This window comes from Streptomyces sp. NPDC007157, assembly GCF_040634235.1.
GTDB lineage: Bacteria > Actinomycetota > Actinomycetes > Streptomycetales > Streptomycetaceae > Streptomyces.
In genome coordinates, this window is record NZ_JBEYFE010000022.1 from 85,873 (window position 1) to 103,449 (window position 17,577).

Annotated in this window: 13 protein-coding genes and 1 pseudogene; 2 read left to right on the forward strand and 12 right to left on the reverse strand. The window is 70.3% G+C overall.

All coding sequences use genetic code 11. From position 1 onward, the window contains the following. Positions 1-31: 31 nt before the first annotated feature. The 6 genes from ABZ642_RS33035 to ABZ642_RS33060 all read right to left on the reverse strand — a co-directional run bounded on the left by ABZ642_RS33035 (position 32) and on the right by ABZ642_RS33060 (position 7,135). On the reverse strand, positions 32-1,801 hold the full coding sequence (locus ABZ642_RS33035) for an IucA/IucC family siderophore biosynthesis protein (RefSeq protein WP_360490609.1): 1,770 nt from the start codon (positions 1,799-1,801) through the stop codon (positions 32-34). Continuing rightward, entirely contained in the window at positions 1,798-2,343 is a 546-nt protein-coding gene (locus tag ABZ642_RS33040; RefSeq protein ID WP_360490612.1) for a GNAT family N-acetyltransferase, read from the reverse strand. Before ABZ642_RS33040 ends, ABZ642_RS33035 begins: the two co-directional genes overlap by 4 nt. Then, positions 2,340-3,617 (reverse strand): SidA/IucD/PvdA family monooxygenase, encoded by a 1,278-nt coding sequence (locus tag ABZ642_RS33045; protein ID WP_360490615.1) that lies wholly within the window; start codon positions 3,615-3,617, stop codon positions 2,340-2,342. The genes ABZ642_RS33040 and ABZ642_RS33045 overlap by 4 nt, the downstream gene beginning before the upstream one ends. Beyond that, positions 3,601-5,043, reverse strand: a complete 1,443-nt coding sequence (gene desA, locus ABZ642_RS33050) for a lysine decarboxylase DesA (protein ID WP_360490618.1) — start codon at positions 5,041-5,043, stop codon at positions 3,601-3,603. The genes ABZ642_RS33045 and desA overlap by 17 nt, the downstream gene beginning before the upstream one ends. A gap of 125 nt (positions 5,044-5,168) precedes the next feature. Further along, the gene (locus ABZ642_RS33055) at positions 5,169-6,038 is read right to left on the reverse strand and encodes a siderophore-interacting protein (protein WP_360490621.1); all 870 of its coding nucleotides are present in this window, start codon (positions 6,036-6,038) and stop codon (positions 5,169-5,171) included. A gap of 47 nt (positions 6,039-6,085) precedes the next feature. Continuing rightward, positions 6,086-7,135, reverse strand: a complete 1,050-nt coding sequence (locus tag ABZ642_RS33060) for an ABC transporter substrate-binding protein (protein ID WP_360490624.1) — start codon at positions 7,133-7,135, stop codon at positions 6,086-6,088. Between the two features lie 215 nt (positions 7,136-7,350). On the opposite strand from ABZ642_RS33060, the gene ABZ642_RS33065 reads away from it, so the two are divergent. Continuing rightward, a complete protein-coding gene (locus tag ABZ642_RS33065) occupies positions 7,351-7,848 on the forward strand; it encodes a hypothetical protein (RefSeq protein WP_360490627.1) in 498 nt (165 codons plus the stop codon). 131 nt (positions 7,849-7,979) lie between these two features. Here ABZ642_RS33065 and ABZ642_RS33070 read toward each other — a convergent pair whose 3' ends face one another. Further along, the gene (locus tag ABZ642_RS33070; RefSeq protein ID WP_360490630.1) at positions 7,980-9,317 is read right to left on the reverse strand and encodes an FAD-dependent monooxygenase; all 1,338 of its coding nucleotides are present in this window, start codon (positions 9,315-9,317) and stop codon (positions 7,980-7,982) included. 495 nt (positions 9,318-9,812) lie between these two features. On the opposite strand from ABZ642_RS33070, the gene ABZ642_RS33075 reads away from it, so the two are divergent. Continuing rightward, positions 9,813-10,370 (forward strand): DUF3291 domain-containing protein, encoded by a 558-nt coding sequence (locus ABZ642_RS33075; RefSeq protein ID WP_360490633.1) that lies wholly within the window; start codon positions 9,813-9,815, stop codon positions 10,368-10,370. 315 nt (positions 10,371-10,685) lie between these two features. Here the strand turns inward: ABZ642_RS33075 and snpA are convergent. The 5 genes and pseudogenes from snpA to ABZ642_RS33100 form a co-directional block, all read right to left on the reverse strand. Continuing rightward, positions 10,686-11,333, reverse strand: a pseudogene (gene snpA, locus ABZ642_RS33080) (snapalysin); the annotation flags it as partial. A 551-nt stretch (positions 11,334-11,884) separates the two neighbouring features. Further along, entirely contained in the window at positions 11,885-13,045 is a 1,161-nt protein-coding gene (locus tag ABZ642_RS33085) for an acyl-CoA dehydrogenase family protein (RefSeq protein ID WP_360490636.1), read from the reverse strand. Positions 13,046-13,050: 5 nt separating this feature from the next. Further along, positions 13,051-13,995: a hydroxymethylglutaryl-CoA lyase gene (locus ABZ642_RS33090; RefSeq protein ID WP_360490639.1), complete on the reverse strand. Its 945-nt coding sequence runs from the start codon at positions 13,993-13,995 to the stop codon at positions 13,051-13,053. After that, positions 13,992-15,911 carry a biotin carboxylase N-terminal domain-containing protein gene (locus ABZ642_RS33095; protein ID WP_360490642.1) on the reverse strand — a complete coding sequence of 640 codons (1,920 nt, stop codon included), beginning with the start codon at positions 15,909-15,911 and terminating at the stop codon, positions 13,992-13,994. Before ABZ642_RS33095 ends, ABZ642_RS33090 begins: the two co-directional genes overlap by 4 nt. A gap of 11 nt (positions 15,912-15,922) precedes the next feature. Then, positions 15,923-17,539, reverse strand: coding sequence for a carboxyl transferase domain-containing protein (locus ABZ642_RS33100; protein ID WP_360490645.1), 1,617 nt, complete (start codon positions 17,537-17,539; stop codon positions 15,923-15,925). Positions 17,540-17,577 lie beyond the last annotated feature (38 nt).

Genomic DNA, 17,577 nt, shown 5'->3' on the forward strand with positions numbered 1-17,577 from the left:
GACCGTACTCGGGGGAGCCCGTCGGCCTGGATCAGAACCCCGCGACGGGATTTTTCAGGGTTCCGACCAGCTGGAGGGCGCTCGACGGGTCCGCCAGGTCCACCATCTGCTTGTTGTCGCGCAGCTGGAGCCGGTTGAGGCAGGACAGCGCGAACTCGGGCGCGAACATGTCGTACTGCGCGAACCTGTCGGCGAGTTCGGGCGCCGACTCCTGGTACGCGCGGGTGACCTCGGCGACCGTCCGCCAGAAGTCGTCCTCCGTCAGGACCCCTTCGGCCGCGAGATTCGCGGCGAGGAAGCGGAAGAAGCAGTCGAAGACGTCCGTGAAGATCGACAGCAGCTTCTTGTCCTCGGGAACCTCGACGCGCAGCCGCTCGACCGCCGGCGGCAGCACCGCGTCCGGGTCCATGACCGCGATCTCCTCGGCGATGTCCTTGTAGACCGCCCGCTGCACCACGCCGTCCTTCAGGACCAGGATGACGTTCTCGCCGTGCGGCATGAACACCAGGTCGTAGGCGTAGAAGCTGTGCAGGAGCGGGGTGAAGTAGGCCTTCAGATAGGCCCGCAGCCAGTCCTTCGGGGTCAGTCCGCTCCGCTCGATCAGCGCGGCCGCGAGGGACGCGCCCTCGTGGTCCACGTGGACCAGGGAGGCCATCGTCGCGAGCGACTCGCCCTCCTGGAGGGACGGCACCGGGCTCTCCCGCCAGAGCGCGGCCAGCATCTTCCGGTACGGCGAGTAGCGGTCGGTCGCCCGCTCGTACTCCAGGTGCCGGTAGCCCACCGCCGCCCGCTCCCGGATGATCGACAGGCCGGTGGACTTGAGCACCGGGTCGTTGTCGATGAGCTGGGCCAGCCAGTCGTTGATCGCCGGGGTGGCCTCCATGTAGGCGGCCGAAAGCCCCCGCATGAAGCCCATGTTGATGACCGACAGGGCGGTCTTGACGTAGTGCTTCTCGGGGTGGGTGCTGTTGAAGAAGGTCCGGATGGACTGCTGGGCCAGGTACTCGTCGTCGCCCTCGCCCAGGCACACCAGGTGACCGCGCGCGACCTCGGCGGCGAAGGTGACGGTGAGCTTGTTCCACCACTGCCAGGGGTGGACCGGGATGAACAGGTAGTCGGCGGGGTCCAGGCCCTGGTCGCGCAGGACGCCGTGGAAGCGCTCCACGGTCTCCTCGCCCAGCTCGTCGCGTACGAAGGACTCGTACTCGATGCCGACGCCCGCCGTGAACGCGGCACGCGAGGTGTGCGCCGCCAGCCAGACCAGCCGGACCGGGCTCGCGGTCTCGGGGGCGTACGAGAGGTACTCGTGGACGCCGAAGCCGAGCCGGCCGTTGTTGGCGACGAAGCAGGGGTGGCCCTCGGTCATCCCGGTCTCGATCGCCTGGAAGCCGGCCCGTGCCAGCTCGGCGGCCGGGATCTGCGGCTTGGTGAGCTTGTAGCAGGTGCCGGAGAGGGTGGAGGAGATCTCCTCCAGGTAGACCGGCAGGATCTCCTCGCTCAGGCCCAGCGAGTCCTTCAGCTCGATGAAGAAGTCGAGGGCGGCGAGCGGGAGTGCGGCGCCGTCGCGGACCCGGTTGATGGAGTCGGCGTCCACCTGCCAGTGGTCCAGGGCCCGGCGGACGGCGGTGAAGCGGTACCGGGTGAGCCCGTCGTCGCTGCGGACGACATACGACTGGCCGTCCTGCTCCGGGGTGATCAGGCGCTCGTGGGCGAACTCGGCGAGCGCCTTGCGTATCAGGAGCCGGTTGGCCTTCTCCCAGCGCTCGGGGGAGAGATGGGCGACCGCGTCCGCGAGGGTCATACGGCCACCGCCTTCGCGAACCGCTCCCGGGTGCAGAAGCTCAGCAACGCCTTCTTCTCCGGCTTCTGGATCTCGCCCACGGGCACGAACCCGACGGCCTCGTTCAGCGCGTGCACGGCCGTGTTGCGCACGTCCGGCTCGACGACGATCCGGCGGGCCGCCGGATCCTCGAAGAGATGCGCGACCACGGCGGTGATGACGGCCCTGGTGAACCCGTGTACGGGCGTGCCGGTGGCCGGCGTCAGGAAGTGCATCCCGACGTCCCCCGGCTCGGGCTCGTACAGCCCGACCAGCTCGCGGTGGGCGGGGTCGTACCGCTCCATGAGGAAGGCGGGCTCACCGTCCTCGCCGAGCCCCAGCAGCGCGTGGTGGTGCTCGTCGGCGGCGATCTCCATGTACGCCCGCTCGACGTCCTCCAGTCTCGCGTCCTGCATCATCCAGTAGGCCGCCTTGGGGTGCGTCACCCAGCGGTGCAGCAGCTCGGCGTCCTTGAGCGGGTCGAGGGACCGGAAGGTGAAGGTCAGGGTGGCGGTGGCGCTCATATGGCGAACTCCTGGAAGGCGATGGTCTTCTCCACCGGGTAGTACTCCGAGCCGAGCAGCTCGCGGATGATGTACGCGTTCCGGTAGGGGCCCATGCCCAGGTCGGGGCTGGTGATGCTGTGGGTGTGGACGCCGGCGTTCTGCAGGAAGACGCCCCGGCCGGTGACGTCGATCGCGTAGTTGCGGGCCACGTCGAAGTTGCCGCGGGAGTCGTAGCGCAGCCGGTCCCGGACGGGCCTGAGGAACTCGGGCTCGGTGTACCTGTAGCCGGTGGCCAGGACCAGGCCCTGGGTCTCCAGCTCGTAGTCCTTGCCCTGCTCCTCCTGGCGGAGGGAGAGGGTGTAGGTGCCGTTGTCGTGGGCCGCCGCGTGCAGGCTGGAGTTGGTGAGCAGCCGGGTGGGGACCGGCCCGCCGAGGTTCTTCTGGTACAGCAGGTCGAAGATCTCGTTGATCAGGTCGCCGTCGATCCCCTTGAACAGGCCCTTCTGCTCGGCGGTCAGCCGGTAGCGGGTCTGCTCGGGCAGGGCGTGGTAGTAGTCGATGTACTCGGGGCTGGTCATCTCCAGCGTGAGCTTGGTGTATTCGAGGGGGAAGAAGCGCGGCGAGCGGGTCACCCAGTTCAGGCGGTAGCCGTGGACGTCGATCTCGCTGAGCAGGTCGTGGTAGATCTCGGCGGCGGACTGGCCGCTGCCGACCAGCGTGATCGACTCCTTGGACTGGAGTTCCTGCTTGTGCCGCAGATACCGCGAGTTGTGGATGAAGTCCCCGCCGAGGCCCTGGCAGGCCTCCGGGATGTACGGCGGGGTGCCGGTGCCCAGGACCAGGCGGCGGGCACGGTAGGTGTCACCGGCGGCCGTGGCGACGACGTACAGCTCGTCCTCGTACCGGACGTCGGTCACCGTGGTGCTGAAACGGACGTTGGTCAGCTTGTTCGCGGCCCAGCGGCAGTAGTCGTCGTACTCCACCCGCAGCGGGTAGAAGTTCTCGCGGATGTAGAACGAGTACAGCCGGCCCTTCTCCTTCAGGTAGTTGAGGAAGGAGTACGGCGAGGTGGGGTCGGCCAGGGTGACCAGGTCCGACATGAACGGGGTCTGCAGGTGGGCGCCGTCCAGGAACATGCCGGCGTGCCACTCGAAGTCGGGCTTCGAGTCCAGGAAGACGCCGTCCAGTTCGGCGATCGGCTCGGTCAGGCAGGCGAGGCCGAGGTTGAAGGGCCCGAGCCCGATCCCCACGAAGTCATAGGTCTTGGTCGGGTTTTCAGGACGCGCGGTCAAGGGACTCTCCCAGGTACTGCTCGGCGTGGCCGGCGATCAGATCGAGGACGGCGGCGATGTCGGCCGCCGTGGTCTCGGGGTTGAGCAGGGTGAACTTGAGGTAGTGGCGGCCGCCCACCTTGGTGCCCGCGACCACCGCGTCGCCGGAGGCGAACAGGGCCTTGCGGGCGTACAGGTTGGCGCGGTCGATCTCGGCCGGGTCGGTGACGGCCGCCGGGATGTGACGGAAGACGAGGGTGGACAGGGACGGCTGGACGACGACGTCGAAGCGGGGGTCGGCGGCGAGCAGCCGCCAGCCCTCCGCGGCCAGGTCGCAGACCTCGTCGAAGAGTTCGCCGATGCCGTCGGCGCCCATGGTGCGCAGCGTCATCCACAGCTTGAGTGCGTCGAAGCGGCGGGTGGTCTGCAGGGACTTGTCGACCTGGTTGGGGATGCGCTCCTCGACCATCCGGCGCGGGTTGAGGTACTCCGCGTGGTAGGTGGCGTGGCGCAGGGTCGCGGCGTCCCGGACCAGCACGGCGGACGAACTGACCGGCTGGAAGAAGGACTTGTGGTAGTCGACGGTGACCGAGTCGGCGCGCTCGATCCCGGCGATCCGGTCCCGGTGCTTGAGGGAGGCGAGCAGACCGCAGCCGTAGGCCGCGTCCACGTGCATCCAGACGCCGTACTGCTCGCACAGTTCGGCGATCTCCGGCAGCGGGTCGATGGAGCCGAAGTCGGTGGTGCCGGCGGTGGCGACGACCGCCATGGGCACCAGACCGTCGTTCTTGCAGCGTTCCAGCTCGCGGGCGAGGGCGACGGTCTGCATCCGCTTGTCCTGGCCGACGGGGACGGAGACCACCGCGTCCTGGCCGAGGCCGAGCAGTTTCGCCGACTTCTTCACGCTGAAGTGGCTGACCTCGGAGGCGAAGATCCGCAGTTTCGCCGGGGAGTCGGTCTTCGCCTCCTCCCGGGCCAGCAGCAGCGCCTGGAGGTTGGACTGGGTGCCGCCCGAGGTGAACACGCCGTCGGCGGCCTCGCCGAGGCCGATGCGGGCGGTCGTCCAGTCGATCAGTTTCCGCTCGATGAGGGTGCCGCCGGCCGACTGGTCCCAGGTGTCCAGGGAGGAGTTGACGGCGGTGAGCACCGCCTCGCCGAGCAGCGCCGGGATGACCACCGGGCAGTTGAGATGGGCGAGGTAGCGGGGGTGGTGGAAGTAGACGGCGTCCCGGAGGTAGACGTCCTCCAGCTCGTCCAGGACCGCGGTGGTGTCGTGCAGCGGCCGGTCGAGGTCGATGCCGTCGATGAGCGGGGAGAGGGCGTCGACGGTGACACCCGTGAACGGCCGGTCGGTGGTGGCGAGTTTGGCCGCCACCCGCTCTACTCCTTCGGTCACGGAGCGGCGGTAGTGCTCCGCGGTCAGGTCATTGAGCAGGTGCGAGCGCATGTGGGGGTCCTCCGGGGACGATCCGGGCGGGGAAGGGAGCGAATGGCTCCGACTTAGGTTAGCCTAACCTAAATAATGGGGGAAGCGTCGCCCCTCCCGTGAAAGGCGTCACTTCGGCCTCGTAACTACTCGCCGGCCGCCCGGAGTTGCTCCTCCGTCAGGCCCTGGCGCCAGTAGCCGACGAAGGTGACCCGCCGCCGGTCCACCCCCCGCTCCCCGACGAAGTGCCGGCGCAGCTCCCTGACCCGCCCGGACTCACCGGCGAGCCACGCGTAGGGCCGCTCGGCCGACGGGAACCGGGCGCCGCGAACGGCCTCCGTGGCCGTGCCTCCCACCACCCAGTCGATCTCGGCGTCGGCGCGTGTCGCCACGTCCTGGACGTCCCTGGCGTGCGGCACCTCCAGCCAGGCGCGCACCCGGGTGCCGGCGGGGAGGGATTCGAGGATGGCGGTCGCCGCGGGTACGGCGGTCTCGTCGCCCCAGAGCAGCACCAGATCGGTGTCCTCGGGCGGCCGGAAGCGAATGGCCCGGTTGTCGGCGACCGCCGGGCCGAGCAGGATCACCCGGTCACCGGCGGCGGCCCGGGAGGCCCACCGGGAGGCGGGCCCGGCGGGGGATGGGGGTCCCCCCGCTCGAGCGGAGCCGAGAGTGGGGGAGGCCCCCGGTTCGACCCCGTGCAGCACGAAGTCGATGTCGATCTCGTCCGGGTCGCGGCGCAGCTCCCGGAGCGTGTACGAGCGCATCACGGCCCGTACGTCGTCGGGGAGTTCACGCCAGCCCTGCCACCAGCCCTCGCCGAGCTCGATCGGCACCGCGGGCTCGGACCGCCCCTCGGCCGGGATGAACAGCGAGAGGGACTGGTCGCGTCCGTCGGAGTGGAAGTGCGCCAGATCGGCGCCGGCGAAGGTGACCCGGACCAGAGACGGACCGAGCCGCCTCGTCCGCGCGACCTGGAGGGAGAAGAAACGGAACGGGGCGGCTACGGCCGTCGTCATATGAGCTCCTGAGACTCAGGAAGTTGTCCGGGTGTGCCTGGGCGGGGTCAGCTGACCTTCTTCGCCGTCTCCAGCGCCTTGGCGAGGTTCTCCACCATCGCGACGCACTTGTCGTAGGAGAAGATCGGCTCGGGGGAGCGGGCGATGACCTGGCCGGCCTTGACCGCGGGGAGCTTCTTCCAGGTGGCCTGGGTGATGTCGGCCGGCTGGATGGTCGCCGAGCGGTCGTCCATCATGATCACGTCGGCCTTGTACTTGTCGACGTTCTCCCAGCTCAGGTCCTCGTACCAGCCGCCGCTCTTCTTCAGCACGGACGCCGACGGCTCGACGAAGTTCACCCCGAGGGACTTGAAGTACTCCAGGTCCACCGAGAGGTTGGAGCCGGAGACGTAGAACAGGTCCTGGGCGGCCGAGCCGGCCAGCACCTTGATGTCGGGGTGCGCCTTGGCGGCGGCGCGCAGCCGGGAGGAGGCCTCCTCGAAGCGCTTCTTGGCGTCCGTGACCTTGCTCGCCGTCATGTCCGCGCCGAGCGACTCGGCGAGGGCCCAGACGCGCTGGAGCGGGACGGTCAACTGGCGGTCGTAGGCCGAGATGCCGACGCTCGGGGCGAGCTTGGCGATCTTGTCCTTGGACTCGTCCGGGACGTACCAGAGGGTGCCGGCGCCGTCGAACATCGTGGTGATGAGGACCTCGGGGGCGAGGGCCGCGTACTTCTCGATGTTGAACTGGCCCCAGGTGTTGCCGAGGATGGTCACCTTGCTGATGTCCATGTCACCGGCCTGGACATCGGCCTTGCCGTCCTTGGTCTTCGTCGGGCCGAACACGCCCTTGACGTCGATGCCGTAGTCGTACAGCGCGGCGGCGACGCCGACGAAGGCGACGATGTCCGTCGGGACCTTGTCCAGCTTCACCGACGTCCCGCGGTCGTCCTTGAAGGTCCAGGGGCCGGACTTGGCGGCCGTCGTCTCCTTGTCGGAGGAACCACCGCTTTTCGCGTCGTCGTCCCCGCAGGCGGCGAGCACGGCACCGAGGCCGAGGGCGCCACCGGCGGCGAGGATGCCGCGGCGAGTGAGGCGGGCTGCTCTGACGTTGGACATAGGTGTGGCTGCTTTCGGACGTGCGGAAACACCGCCGGACAAGTCATTGATTAGGTTAGCCTAACCTCAGATCTTGTCCAGGGGTGGCCTCCCGCGCCCTCCGTGCGAGGTCCGTACGTCGAACCCAACTCTCCTTCTGGTTACTTCCGTTGACGCCCCGACAGGCGGCGTGCTGACCTTGTGCGGTGGCTTACGGCTGGAGCAGACGTTCGCTCGTGTCCCTCTTCGTGGTCTCGGCGGGGGTGCCGCTGTCGCTCGTCCTCGGAGCGGTCACGGGGTGGACCCACTCCGCGATCGGTACGCCGGCCTGGGCTTCGTGGACGATCGCGGCCCTGGCGATCTGCGTAGGCCTGCCGCTCGCCTGGTTCTCCACCCCGTGGGGCACCGGAAGCGCGACGAACCTTCTGCTCAACGCCTACCGCAGGGAGGGGCTGGAGGCCGTCGAACGGCAGTACCTGTCCAAGTTGTCCCCTCATCGGGCCGGGATCCAGCTGTTCAACCTCGGACTCGCCCTCGACCGGGCGGGCGACCAGGACGACGCCCTCGCGGTCTACCGGAGCGCGGCCGATCGAGGATCCCCGCCGGCCATGATGAACCTGGCCTACGGCCTGAGCCGACGCGGCGAAGAGGAGGAGGCACAGGACTGGTACCGCCGTGCACTGGAGGCGGGGTACAAGCCTGGTGGTGTGCAGCAGGAGGCGAACGGCGAGTAGGAGACGGCGCGTTGCCGGATCGAGTGCCCGTGGGCGCGTCGTCCGATCGCGCATGCGGGCCGCACCGAAGCCGGAGTACGAGGGCTGCCTCGGGCAGCTGATCCTCGGCGCCGACGCTCCTGCGGAGACGCTCAGCGTCCGCCGTGTCGCAAGACCGAGAGGAGGACCGACGGAGCGAAGAGCCGCGTCGGCGGGGCACAGAGCGCCAGGACGTCCAGGAGGGCGTAATTGGCCGTCACGTCGGCCGTCGCCGCCCGTTGGACACGGTCGAGGTAGGCGTGTTGCAGCCGGTGCAGCGGTGTCCGGTGCCCGCCCCTCGTCCCGGGATGCCGGAGGTCCTCGGCCTCTGCGATCTTCCACGGACCGGTGGCCTCCGCCGCGACAGCACGTTGCACACGCCTGGTGAAGCCGGGGCCCGTGCCGTGGTCCGTGAGAACGCCACGTAGCGCCAGCGCCTGGCGCACCGCGACCGTCATCCCCTGCCCGTAGACGGGGTTGAAGGTGCACACGGCGTCGCCGACCACGACGAACCCCTCGGGCCTGCGGGCGGTCCGGTCGAAATGCCGGCGTCTGCTCCCCGGCGGGCGGAAGCCACGCAGCGGCGAGTCAGCGACAGCACTCGCGAGGAACCCGGCAAGGGCAGGTGACGCGAGGGTGGCGGCGAACGCGGCAAAGCCCTCCTGATCCGTGGGGGGTTCGTGTCCGCGCAGGCCGCCGACCGCGACGATCCACCGGTCGCGCTCCACCGGCAGCGCGATGCCGAAGCGAGGCAGACTCGTGCCTGACACCTGCAGATACACGCCCCTGGCAAGCCCGGGCACCGGGGCGGTCCGCCGGAAGAGGCCCGTGGTGTAGGCGATGGCGGCGTCCACCGTTTCCTCGGCGGGCGCCGGGTACCCGGCGTCGACCAGCCATGAGGGCGCCGCGGACGAACGTCCCGAGGCATCCACGACCAGGGCGGCGGGGATCACTTCACCGGTGTCACCGCAGCGCAGTCGCAGTCCGGTGACCGCACCCGCCGACGTCTCCAGTCCGATGGCACGGACGCCCTCGCGGAACGAGATCCGCGGATCCTGCGACACCCTGCGTCGCACCGTCCAGTCGAGCACAGGCCGCGTGCAGCTGAGGACGGTGCGCCGTGCGGGGAAGCGCGGAATCACGCCCGCGGGGCCCACCCACTCCAGGTCGCCGGGGAGCCCGAGCGACACGGCGCCGGCCTCGCGAAGCTCGGACCGGATGCCGGGCAGCAGTTCCTCGGCGCCGGTCTCGCCCCGCTCGAACAGCAGGTGGGTGTGGTGGGCCTGGGGTATGCCGGCCCGGGCGTCGGGTCCAGCTGGAAGACGGTCGCGCTCGACGACGGTGACGTCGTAATCCGCGCCGGCGAGTACCGAGGCGGCCAGCAAACCCGCCAGCCCGGCTCCGACGACGACGGCCTTGCGCGGTGTCGCTGAGCTGTCTTCCCTGCTCAAATGTCTTTCCCTCCGTGCCCCGTGGGCAGCCCCGTCCCCCGGCTGGGTGCGCCTCGGTCATGCCGAGAACGATGCGTGCGGCTGGTCGACGCGCATCATGGCACCCGTCGAGCCCGCTGCTGTCAACTGGACCAGCCTCTCAGAAGTTGTTGTCCTTCGGACTCGAGACCGCGTTTTCGCTGGTCGGGCTTAGACCGGACGTTCCCGTGCAAGATCGCAGCAGGGCTCGTCGTGTTGCTGCGCGGCCGTCGTGGAGCCAGGCCCGTGGAGGGGTCTGCAAGAGGCCACTTGGGCAGGGAAAACGCAACTTCGACATGGCCCGCGGAGGCAGCTACCTTCACCTGGTCTTCGGCGATCGCCCACGGCCGCACCGGAGTTCCTTCAGGCCGAGCCGCCCGCGACGGGATGAGTGGGGCACGCCCCGCGAACCCTCGCCCCCATGCGTAGGTCACCGGACCGGGCCCGCACCAGGCACCCCCAAGCAAGGAGAGACGCATGCCCCATCTTGCTCTGTACACATTCGGCGTCCTGAAGTCACCTCTCGCCGATCCCGCACCTCTCACGCGCGAGTTCTACGACATCGGTGAGGCCGTCTACCGGAAGATCAGTCAGCACCCCGGATACCTCGCGCGTGCTGAAGCGGCAGACGGTGACCGGGGCATGCTCTTCGAGGCGGACTGGGGTGCGTGGGGAGAGTTCGCCGTTCCGGCCTGGTACGGCAAGGGCCATACGGTGGAAACCACCGCCCTGGCCGCGACCCTCTCACTCTGGACCGACCTGCGTCCCGCCTTAGACGCCATCTACACCGGTCTGCACCGTGAGGCGCTGAACAGGCGTTACGACTGGTTCGAGAGGACAGGACACCCGAATTACGTGTTCTGGTGGGTCTCCGACGGCGTGATACCCACCTGGCAGGACGGGGTCTCCAGGCTGGAACACCTCCACGACCACGGCTCCGCGCCGCACGCCTTCACCTTCCACCACGCGTTCGCCCCGGAGGGAACTCCGACCAGGATCAAAGGCATCGGGCCGAACAGCGATCAGGTTCGCTGACAAGGAAGCCTGCACGACTGGGTTCGCTGCCGAACGCCTCGATCGAACGACGGCGAGCGCCTTCGCCCTCCGAGGACAGCCGTACGAAACACCAGCTGAAGCCGTCCTCGGCAGCGAGTCGCTTCCCCGGTGGGAGCGCGATCAACTCCAGGGCATGCCGGGGAACGGGCGCCCCGGACCGCTCCCCGGCACGGTCAGTACCGGCGGCACGGTCAGTACCGGCGGCACGGTCAGTACCGGCGGTGCGGCGCTCGGCTGGGTGGCGCTCGGTTGGGTGGCGCTCGGCTGGGTGGCCGGCTGGTTCGCCGTGCCCGGGGCCTGCGCCCCTCCGGTGGCCCACAGCTGGTCGACGCGCGAGCGTTCGGCGGCGTCCGGCTGGCGGTTCTTGCAGGACGGGCCGGGGCCGCCGCCCGACATCAGCTCACTGCACGGGCCGCTGTAGTCGTCCGGCAGGCCCAGTACGTGCCCGGTCTCGTGGGTGACGACGCGGATCGAGTCGTTCTGCCGGGCCTGCGTGTAGTCGATGAAGATGTAGCCGCTGCCGTGGCCGTTGGTGGAGGCGTGGGAGCCGCGCTGGTCGTTGCCCTCGTAGTAGGAGAAGTCGGCGCCGCTCGACGCTTCCTTGAGCTTGACGTTGGTCTCGGCGCTGTTCCAGATCGAGGCCGCGCTCGCTATCTGCGAACGGAAGCTCGGCGCGTGGGAGGCGTCGTAGGTGACGGTCACCGCCTGCGTGCCGGACTGGGCGGCGCTCTTCGCGGCGACCGACTTGAGCACGGCCTGGAAGAACGCCTGGTTGCCTGCGGTCTCCTCGGACGACCCGTCGTACCGCGCCGTGGCGGTGCCGGCGGCGGCCGGGTCGCCAGCGGGGGCGGCGGCCGGTTCGGCACTCGCCGGCACCGCCATGCCCAGCGCGCCGGAGGCCAGGCCCAGGCCGAGAGCGAGGGTGAGGAGTCTCGCGGACATCAGGGACGACTTCATGTGGGGGGCTCCTACTCACTCGGTGACGCCGAGCGCCCGGTGCGTTGTCGTTTCTGCGAAAACACCGGTGCCGAGCTGCGGCGACGTCCTGTGGGTCGACATTCTTAGGACGGCCGCACAGCGAGCGCAAAGGGTTGCAAAGGGGTCCCACCACTAAGCCGCTTCGTAGGCCTCGGGACCGCGCTGGAGCGGTGCGCGGGGCTTCGGTCCACAGGCGGCGGCGGTCAGGAGAGCTGGCGCGGCGTCAGAAGCCTTGCGCCACAGGAAGTCGGGCATGCGAGCGGGCGGGCGAAATTCCGCGGCACATGCCGGGATCGGCATTCCTCTCAAGACGGACAAACGGCCAAATGTCCACCGTGCCGTGGCTACTAAGCGCGACGGCGAAATGCCGACGATCTGTGAGGGACGTCATAGGGCATCGGGGGAATCAGCTGTCCCGGATGCTCGGCCGGGGCGTCCGCGCCCCGCACGCGAAGGCGCCCGCCCCGGTCATCGGGACGGGCGCCTTCGTGCCGTAGGGGAGGCGGCGGCTCGGATCAGCCGACCAGCCCCAGCTCCCTCGCGATCAGCATCCGCTGGACCTCGCTCGTGCCCTCGCCGATCTCCAGGATCTTGGAGTCGCGCCACATGCGGGCCACCGGGTACTCGTTCATGAAGCCGTAGCCGCCGTGCACCTGGGTGGCGTCGCGGGCGTTGTCCACGGCGACCGTGGAGGAGTAGAGCTTGGCGAGGGCCGCCTCCTTCTTGAAGGGTTCCCCGGCGACCAGCCGGGAGGCCGCGTCGCGCCAGGCGAGGCGGGCCGTGTGGGCCTTCATCTCCATGTCGGCGATCTTGAACTGGATGGCCTGGTTGGCGCCGATCGGGCGGCCGAAGGCGTGCCGTTCCTTCGCGTACTTCACCGACTCGTCCACGCAGCCCTGGGCCAGGCCGGTGGCGAGGGCCGCGATGGCGATGCGGCCCTCGTCGAGGATGCGCAGGAACTGGGCGTAGCCCCGGCCCTCCGCGCCGAGGAGGTTGGCGGCGGGCACCCGGACGTCGGCGAAGGACAGCTCACGGGTGTCGGAGGCGTTCCAGCCGACCTTGGAGTAGGGCGCGGCGACCGTGAAGCCGGGGGTGCCCGAGGGAACGATGATCGAGGAGATCAGCGGCTTGCCGTCCGGCTTGCGGCCGGTGACGGCGGTCACGGTGACCAGGCCCGTGATGTCCGTGCCCGAGTTGGTGATGAAGCACTTGGTGCCGTTGATCACCCATTCGTCGGTGGCCGGGTCCAGGCGGGCGGTGGTGCGGGTGGCGCCCGCGTCGCTGCCGCCGTCGGGTTCGGTGAGGCCGAAGGCGCCGAGGATCTCGCCGGCGCAGAGGCGGGGGAGCCATTCGCGCTTCTGCTCGTCGGTGCCGAAGAGGTGGATCGGCATGGCACCGAGCGAGACGCCCGCTTCGAGGGTGATCGCCACCGACGAGTCGACCCGGGCCAGTTCCTCCAGGGCGATACCGAGCGCGAGGTAGTCGCCGCCCATCCCGCCGTACTCCTCGGGGAACGGCAGTCCGAACAGGCCCATGCGGCCCATCTCGCGGACGATCTCGTACGGGAACTCGTGCCGCTCGTAGAAGTCGCCGATCTTCGGCGCCACGACGTCTTGGGCGAACTCCGCGACCGTGCGGCGGAGTTCGTCCAGTTCGGGGGAGAGGCGGTGGTCCATGGTCGTCACTCCTGGTGGGAGAGGGCGCGGACGGTACGGGACGGGCTGGGTCGGCCCAGTCGTTCGGCCATCCACACGCTGGTGGCGGTGAGTTTGCCGAGGTCGACCCCGGTCTCGATGCCGAGGCCCTGGAGCATCCAGACCAGGTCCTCGGTGGCGAGGTTGCCGGTGGCGGACTTGGCGTACGGGCAGCCGCCGAGTCCGCCGGCGGACGCGTCGACCGTCGTCACGCCGTGTTCCAGGGCCGCGTAGGTGTTCGCGAGCGCCTGGCCGTAGGTGTCGTGGAAGTGCACGCCGATGACGTTCGTCGGCACGCCTTCCTCGTTGAGCAGGGACAGCAACTCCAGGACATGGCCCGGGGTCGCGACCCCGATCGTGTCGCCGAGGCTCAGCTCGTCGCAGCCCATGTCGCGCAGCGCCTGGCAGACCCGGACCACCTGGTGGAGCGGCACCGCGCCCTCCCAGGGGTCGCCGAAGCACATCGAGACGTAACCGCGGACATGGGCGTCGGCGTCCTTAGCCCGCCGGACGACCGGGTCGAAGACGGCGAGCGACTCGTCCACCGTGCGGTTGAGGTTGGCCTTGGCGAAGGACTCGGTGGCGCTGGCGAAGACGGCGACCCGGCGGGCGCCGAGGGCCAGCGCCCGGTCCAGGCCGCGCTGGTTGGGCACCAGGACCGGCAGATCGGCCCCGAGGTCGGTGACGAGGGGGAACAGGTCCTCCGCGTCGGCCAGTTGGGGCACCCACTTGGGGTGCACGAAGCTGGTCGCCTCGATCGTCGTCAGGCCCGCGTCGGCCAGGCGGTGGATGAACTCGGCCTTCACCGACGTCGGTACGGTCGACTTCTCGTTCTGCAGGCCGTCGCGTGCGCCGACCTCGTGGATCCGGACGCGGGCGGGCAGGTCGGTGGCCGGTACGACCATGGGGAGGGCGCTCTCCGGGGTGGTCATGGGGTCTCCTCCTCGTGCGGGGCGATCACGGCCAGCACCTGGTCCATGGCGACCGTGGCGCCCGGTTTCACGTCGAGCTCGGCGACCGTGCCGGCGTGCGGGGCGGAGATGACGTGCTCCATCTTCATCGCCTCCACCACCAGCAGGCTCTGCCCGGCGATCACCTGATCCCCGACGGCGACCTTCACGACCGTCACCGTGCCCGGCATGGGCGCGGTGAGCGAGTCGGCGCCGGCGTGTGCGGTCCGGTTCAGGGCCGCGGCTACCGGGTCGTGGTCGCGGACCTGCCAGGCGTCGCCGTCCCGGCCGATCCAGTCGGCGCGGTGGAGGAAGGTGTGGCGGACGCCGTCCAGGGTGACCGACACGCGGTCGGGGGCGACGGAGTGCGTGCCGTGCGGGACGTACTCCACCGGGTCCTGCACCCGCAGGTGGAAACCGACCGGCTTGGGGGTGCCGCCGAGCCGCCAGCCGCTCGGTACCGAGAAGGGGTCCGTCCAGCCCGCACCGACGGCGGGCCGCAGCGCCGCCAGCCGTACGGCGGCCGCCGCCTCGTACACCTCGTCCGGTACGTCGGTGGAGACCAGCTCGTCCACCACCCGCTCGACCAGGCCCGTGTCCAGCTCGCCCGCCACCACCGCCGGATGGGCGAGGAGCCGGCGCAGGAACCCGGCGTTGGTCTGTACGCCCAGCGTGACCGTCTCCGCGAGGGCCCCGCGCAGCTTGCGGAGCGCGGTCTCCCGGTCCGGGCCGTACGCGATCACCTTGGACAGCATCGGGTCGTAGAGGCTGCCGACCTCGGTGCCCTCGCTGAGCCCGGAGTCGGTGCGCACACCGTCCCCCGACGGCTCGTGCAGCAGCAGCACCGTGCCGCCGGTGGGCAGGAACCCGCGCGCCGGGTCCTCGGCGCAGATCCGGGCCTCCACCGCGTGCCCGGTCAGCCGGACGTCCTCCTGCGCGAACCCGAGCCGCTCCCCGGCCGCCACCCGCAGCTGCCACTCCACCAGGTCGATTCCGGTGACGAGTTCGGTCACCGGGTGCTCCACCTGGAGGCGGGTGTTCATCTCCATGAAGTAGTACGACGAAGGGTCGCCGCCCGGCACGATGAACTCCACCGTGCCCGCGCCCCGGTACCCGCACGAGCGCGCCGCCTGCACCGCCGCCTCGCCCATCGCGGCCCGCGTCTGTTCGTCCAGCAGGACCGACGGCGCCTCCTCGACGACCTTCTGGTGCCGGCGCTGGAGCGAGCACTCGCGCTCGCCCAGGTGCACCACGTTCCCGTGGCCGTCGGCCAGTACCTGGATCTCGATGTGCCGGGGGCGGTCGACCCACCGCTCGACCAGGAGCGTGTCGTCGCCGAAGGAGGCGCGGGCCTCGCGGCGGGCGGCGGCGATCTCCTCGTCGAGCAGTGTCAGGTCCCGCACCAGCCGCATGCCCTTGCCGCCCCCGCCCGCCGAGGGCTTGAGCAGCACGGGTGCACCCAACGCGCGTGCGGCTTCCGCGAGTTCGGGATCACGGCCGCCGGGCACCACCGGCACCCCGGCCGCGCTCACCGTCTCCTTCGCGCGGATCTTGTCGCCCATCAGCGCGATCGCGTCGGCCGGCGGGCCGATGAACACCAGCCCCGCCTCCTCGCAGGCGCGCGCGAAGGCGGCGTTCTCGGCGAGGAAGCCGTACCCGGGGTGGACCGCCTGGGCGCCGCTCACGGCGGCCGCCTTCAGCAGCCGCTCCACGGACAGATAGCTCTCGCCCGCAGGCGCCGGACCGAGCCGTACCGCCGTGTCGGCCTCCCGGACGTGCCGCGCGTCCGCGTCGGCGTCGGAGTACACCGCCACCGAGCGCACGCCCAGCGAGCGCAGCGTACGGATGACCCGGACGGCGATCTCGCCCCGGTTGGCCACGAGTACGGTGTCGAACACGAGTCCCCTCCTCACATCCGGAAGACGCCGAACTGGGGCTCACCCAGCGGCGCGTTGCCACAGGCCGTCAGGGCCAGACCGAGCACCTGGCGGGTTTCGAGGGGGTCGATGACCCCGTCGTCCCAGAGCCGGGCGGTCGCGTAGTAGGCGTTGCCCTGGCGCTCGTACTGCGCGCGGACGGGTGCCCTGAAGGCCTCCTCGTCCTCGGCCGGCCAGTTCTCGCCGCGGGCCTCCAGCTGGTCCCGCTTCACCGTCGCGAGGACCGACGCGGCCTGTTCGCCGCCCATCACCGAGATCTTGGCGTTCGGCCACATCCACAGGAAGCGGGGGGAGTAGGCCCGGCCGCACATGGAGTAGTTCCCGGCGCCGTAGGAGCCGCCGACGACGACGGTCAGCTTCGGGACGCGGGCGCAGGCCACCGCCGTGACCATCTTGGCGCCGTGCTTGGCGATGCCGCCGGCCTCGTAGTCCTTGCCCACCATGAAGCCGGAGATGTTCTGCAGGAACACCAGCGGGATCCCGCGCTGGTCGCACAGCTCGATGAAGTGGGCGCCCTTCTGGGCGGACTCGGAGAAGAGGATGCCGTTGTTGCCGATGATCCCGACCGGGTGGCCGTGGATCCGGGCGAAGCCGGTGACCAGGGTCTGCCCGAACTCGCTCTTGAACTCGGCGAACCGGGAGCCGTCGACGATCCGGGCGATGATCTCGCGGACGTCGTAGGGGGTGCGGGAGTCGACCGGGACGGCGCCGTAGAGGCCGTAGGGATCGACCTTCGGCTCGACGACCGGGGTGACCGTCCAGGGCAGTTCGCGGCGGGCGGGGAGGGTGGCGACGATGTTCCGGACGATCCGCAGCGCGTGCGGGTCGTCCTCGGCGAGGTGGTCGGTGACACCGGAGACGCGGGAGTGCACCTCGCCGCCGCCCAGCTCCTCCGCCGTGACGACCTCACCGGTGGCGGCCTTCACCAGCGGCGGCCCGCCGAGGAAGATCGTGCCCTGGTTGCGGACGATCACCGCCTCGTCGCTCATCGCCGGTACGTACGCGCCGCCGGCGGTGCACGAGCCGAGGACGGCGGCGATCTGCGGGATCCCCGCCCCCGACATCCGGGCCTGGTTGTAGAAGATCCGCCCGAAGTGGTCGCGGTCCGGGAAGACCTCGTCCTGCATGGGCAGGAAGGCGCCGCCGGAGTCCACCAGGTAGAGACAGGGGAGCCGGTTGTCGAGGGCCACCTCCTGCGCCCGCAGGTGCTTCTTCACGGTCATCGGGTAGTACGTGCCGCCCTTGACCGTGGCGTCATTGGCGACGATCACGCACTCGCGCCCGCTGACCCGCCCGATCCCGGCGATCACGCCGGCCGCCGGGGCCGCCCCCTCGTACATCCCCTCGGCGGCCAGCGGGGCCAGCTCCAGGAACGGCGAGCCGGGGTCCAGCAGCGCGTCCACCCGGTCCCTGGGCAGCAGTTTGCCGCGCGCGGTGTGCCGGGCCCGCGCCTTCTCGCCGCCGCCCAGCGCGGCCGCGGCGAGCTTGGCGTGCAGTTCCTCGACGAGGGCGCGGTGCGCCGCCTCGTTGACCCGCCAGGCCTCCGACGCGGGGTCCGCCGCGCTCGTCAGCTCCGGTGCCTGGTCCATGCCCGCGATCCCCTCACTTTGTTAATGAGCGTTAACGC

What these genes read in the sequence shown, in the direction of transcription:
- ABZ642_RS33035 (WP_360490609.1), bottom strand. Translation starts at nt 1,801, where the DNA reads ATGACCCTCGCGGACGCGGTCGCCCATCTCTCCCCCGAGCGCTGGGAG.
- ABZ642_RS33040 (WP_360490612.1), bottom strand. Translation starts at nt 2,343, where the DNA reads ATGAGCGCCACCGCCACCCTGACCTTCACCTTCCGGTCCCTCGACCCG.
- desA (WP_360490618.1), bottom strand. Translation starts at nt 5,043, where the DNA reads ATGCGCTCGCACCTGCTCAATGACCTGACCGCGGAGCACTACCGCCGC.
- ABZ642_RS33055 (WP_360490621.1), bottom strand. Translation starts at nt 6,038, where the DNA reads ATGACGACGGCCGTAGCCGCCCCGTTCCGTTTCTTCTCCCTCCAGGTC.
- ABZ642_RS33060 (WP_360490624.1), bottom strand. Translation starts at nt 7,135, where the DNA reads ATGTCCAACGTCAGAGCAGCCCGCCTCACTCGCCGCGGCATCCTCGCC.
- ABZ642_RS33075 (WP_360490633.1), top strand. Translation starts at nt 9,813, where the DNA reads ATGCCCCATCTTGCTCTGTACACATTCGGCGTCCTGAAGTCACCTCTC.
- ABZ642_RS33085 (WP_360490636.1), bottom strand. Translation starts at nt 13,045, where the DNA reads ATGGACCACCGCCTCTCCCCCGAACTGGACGAACTCCGCCGCACGGTC.
- ABZ642_RS33090 (WP_360490639.1), bottom strand. Translation starts at nt 13,995, where the DNA reads ATGACCACCCCGGAGAGCGCCCTCCCCATGGTCGTACCGGCCACCGAC.
- ABZ642_RS33100 (WP_360490645.1), bottom strand. Translation starts at nt 17,539, where the DNA reads ATGGACCAGGCACCGGAGCTGACGAGCGCGGCGGACCCCGCGTCGGAG.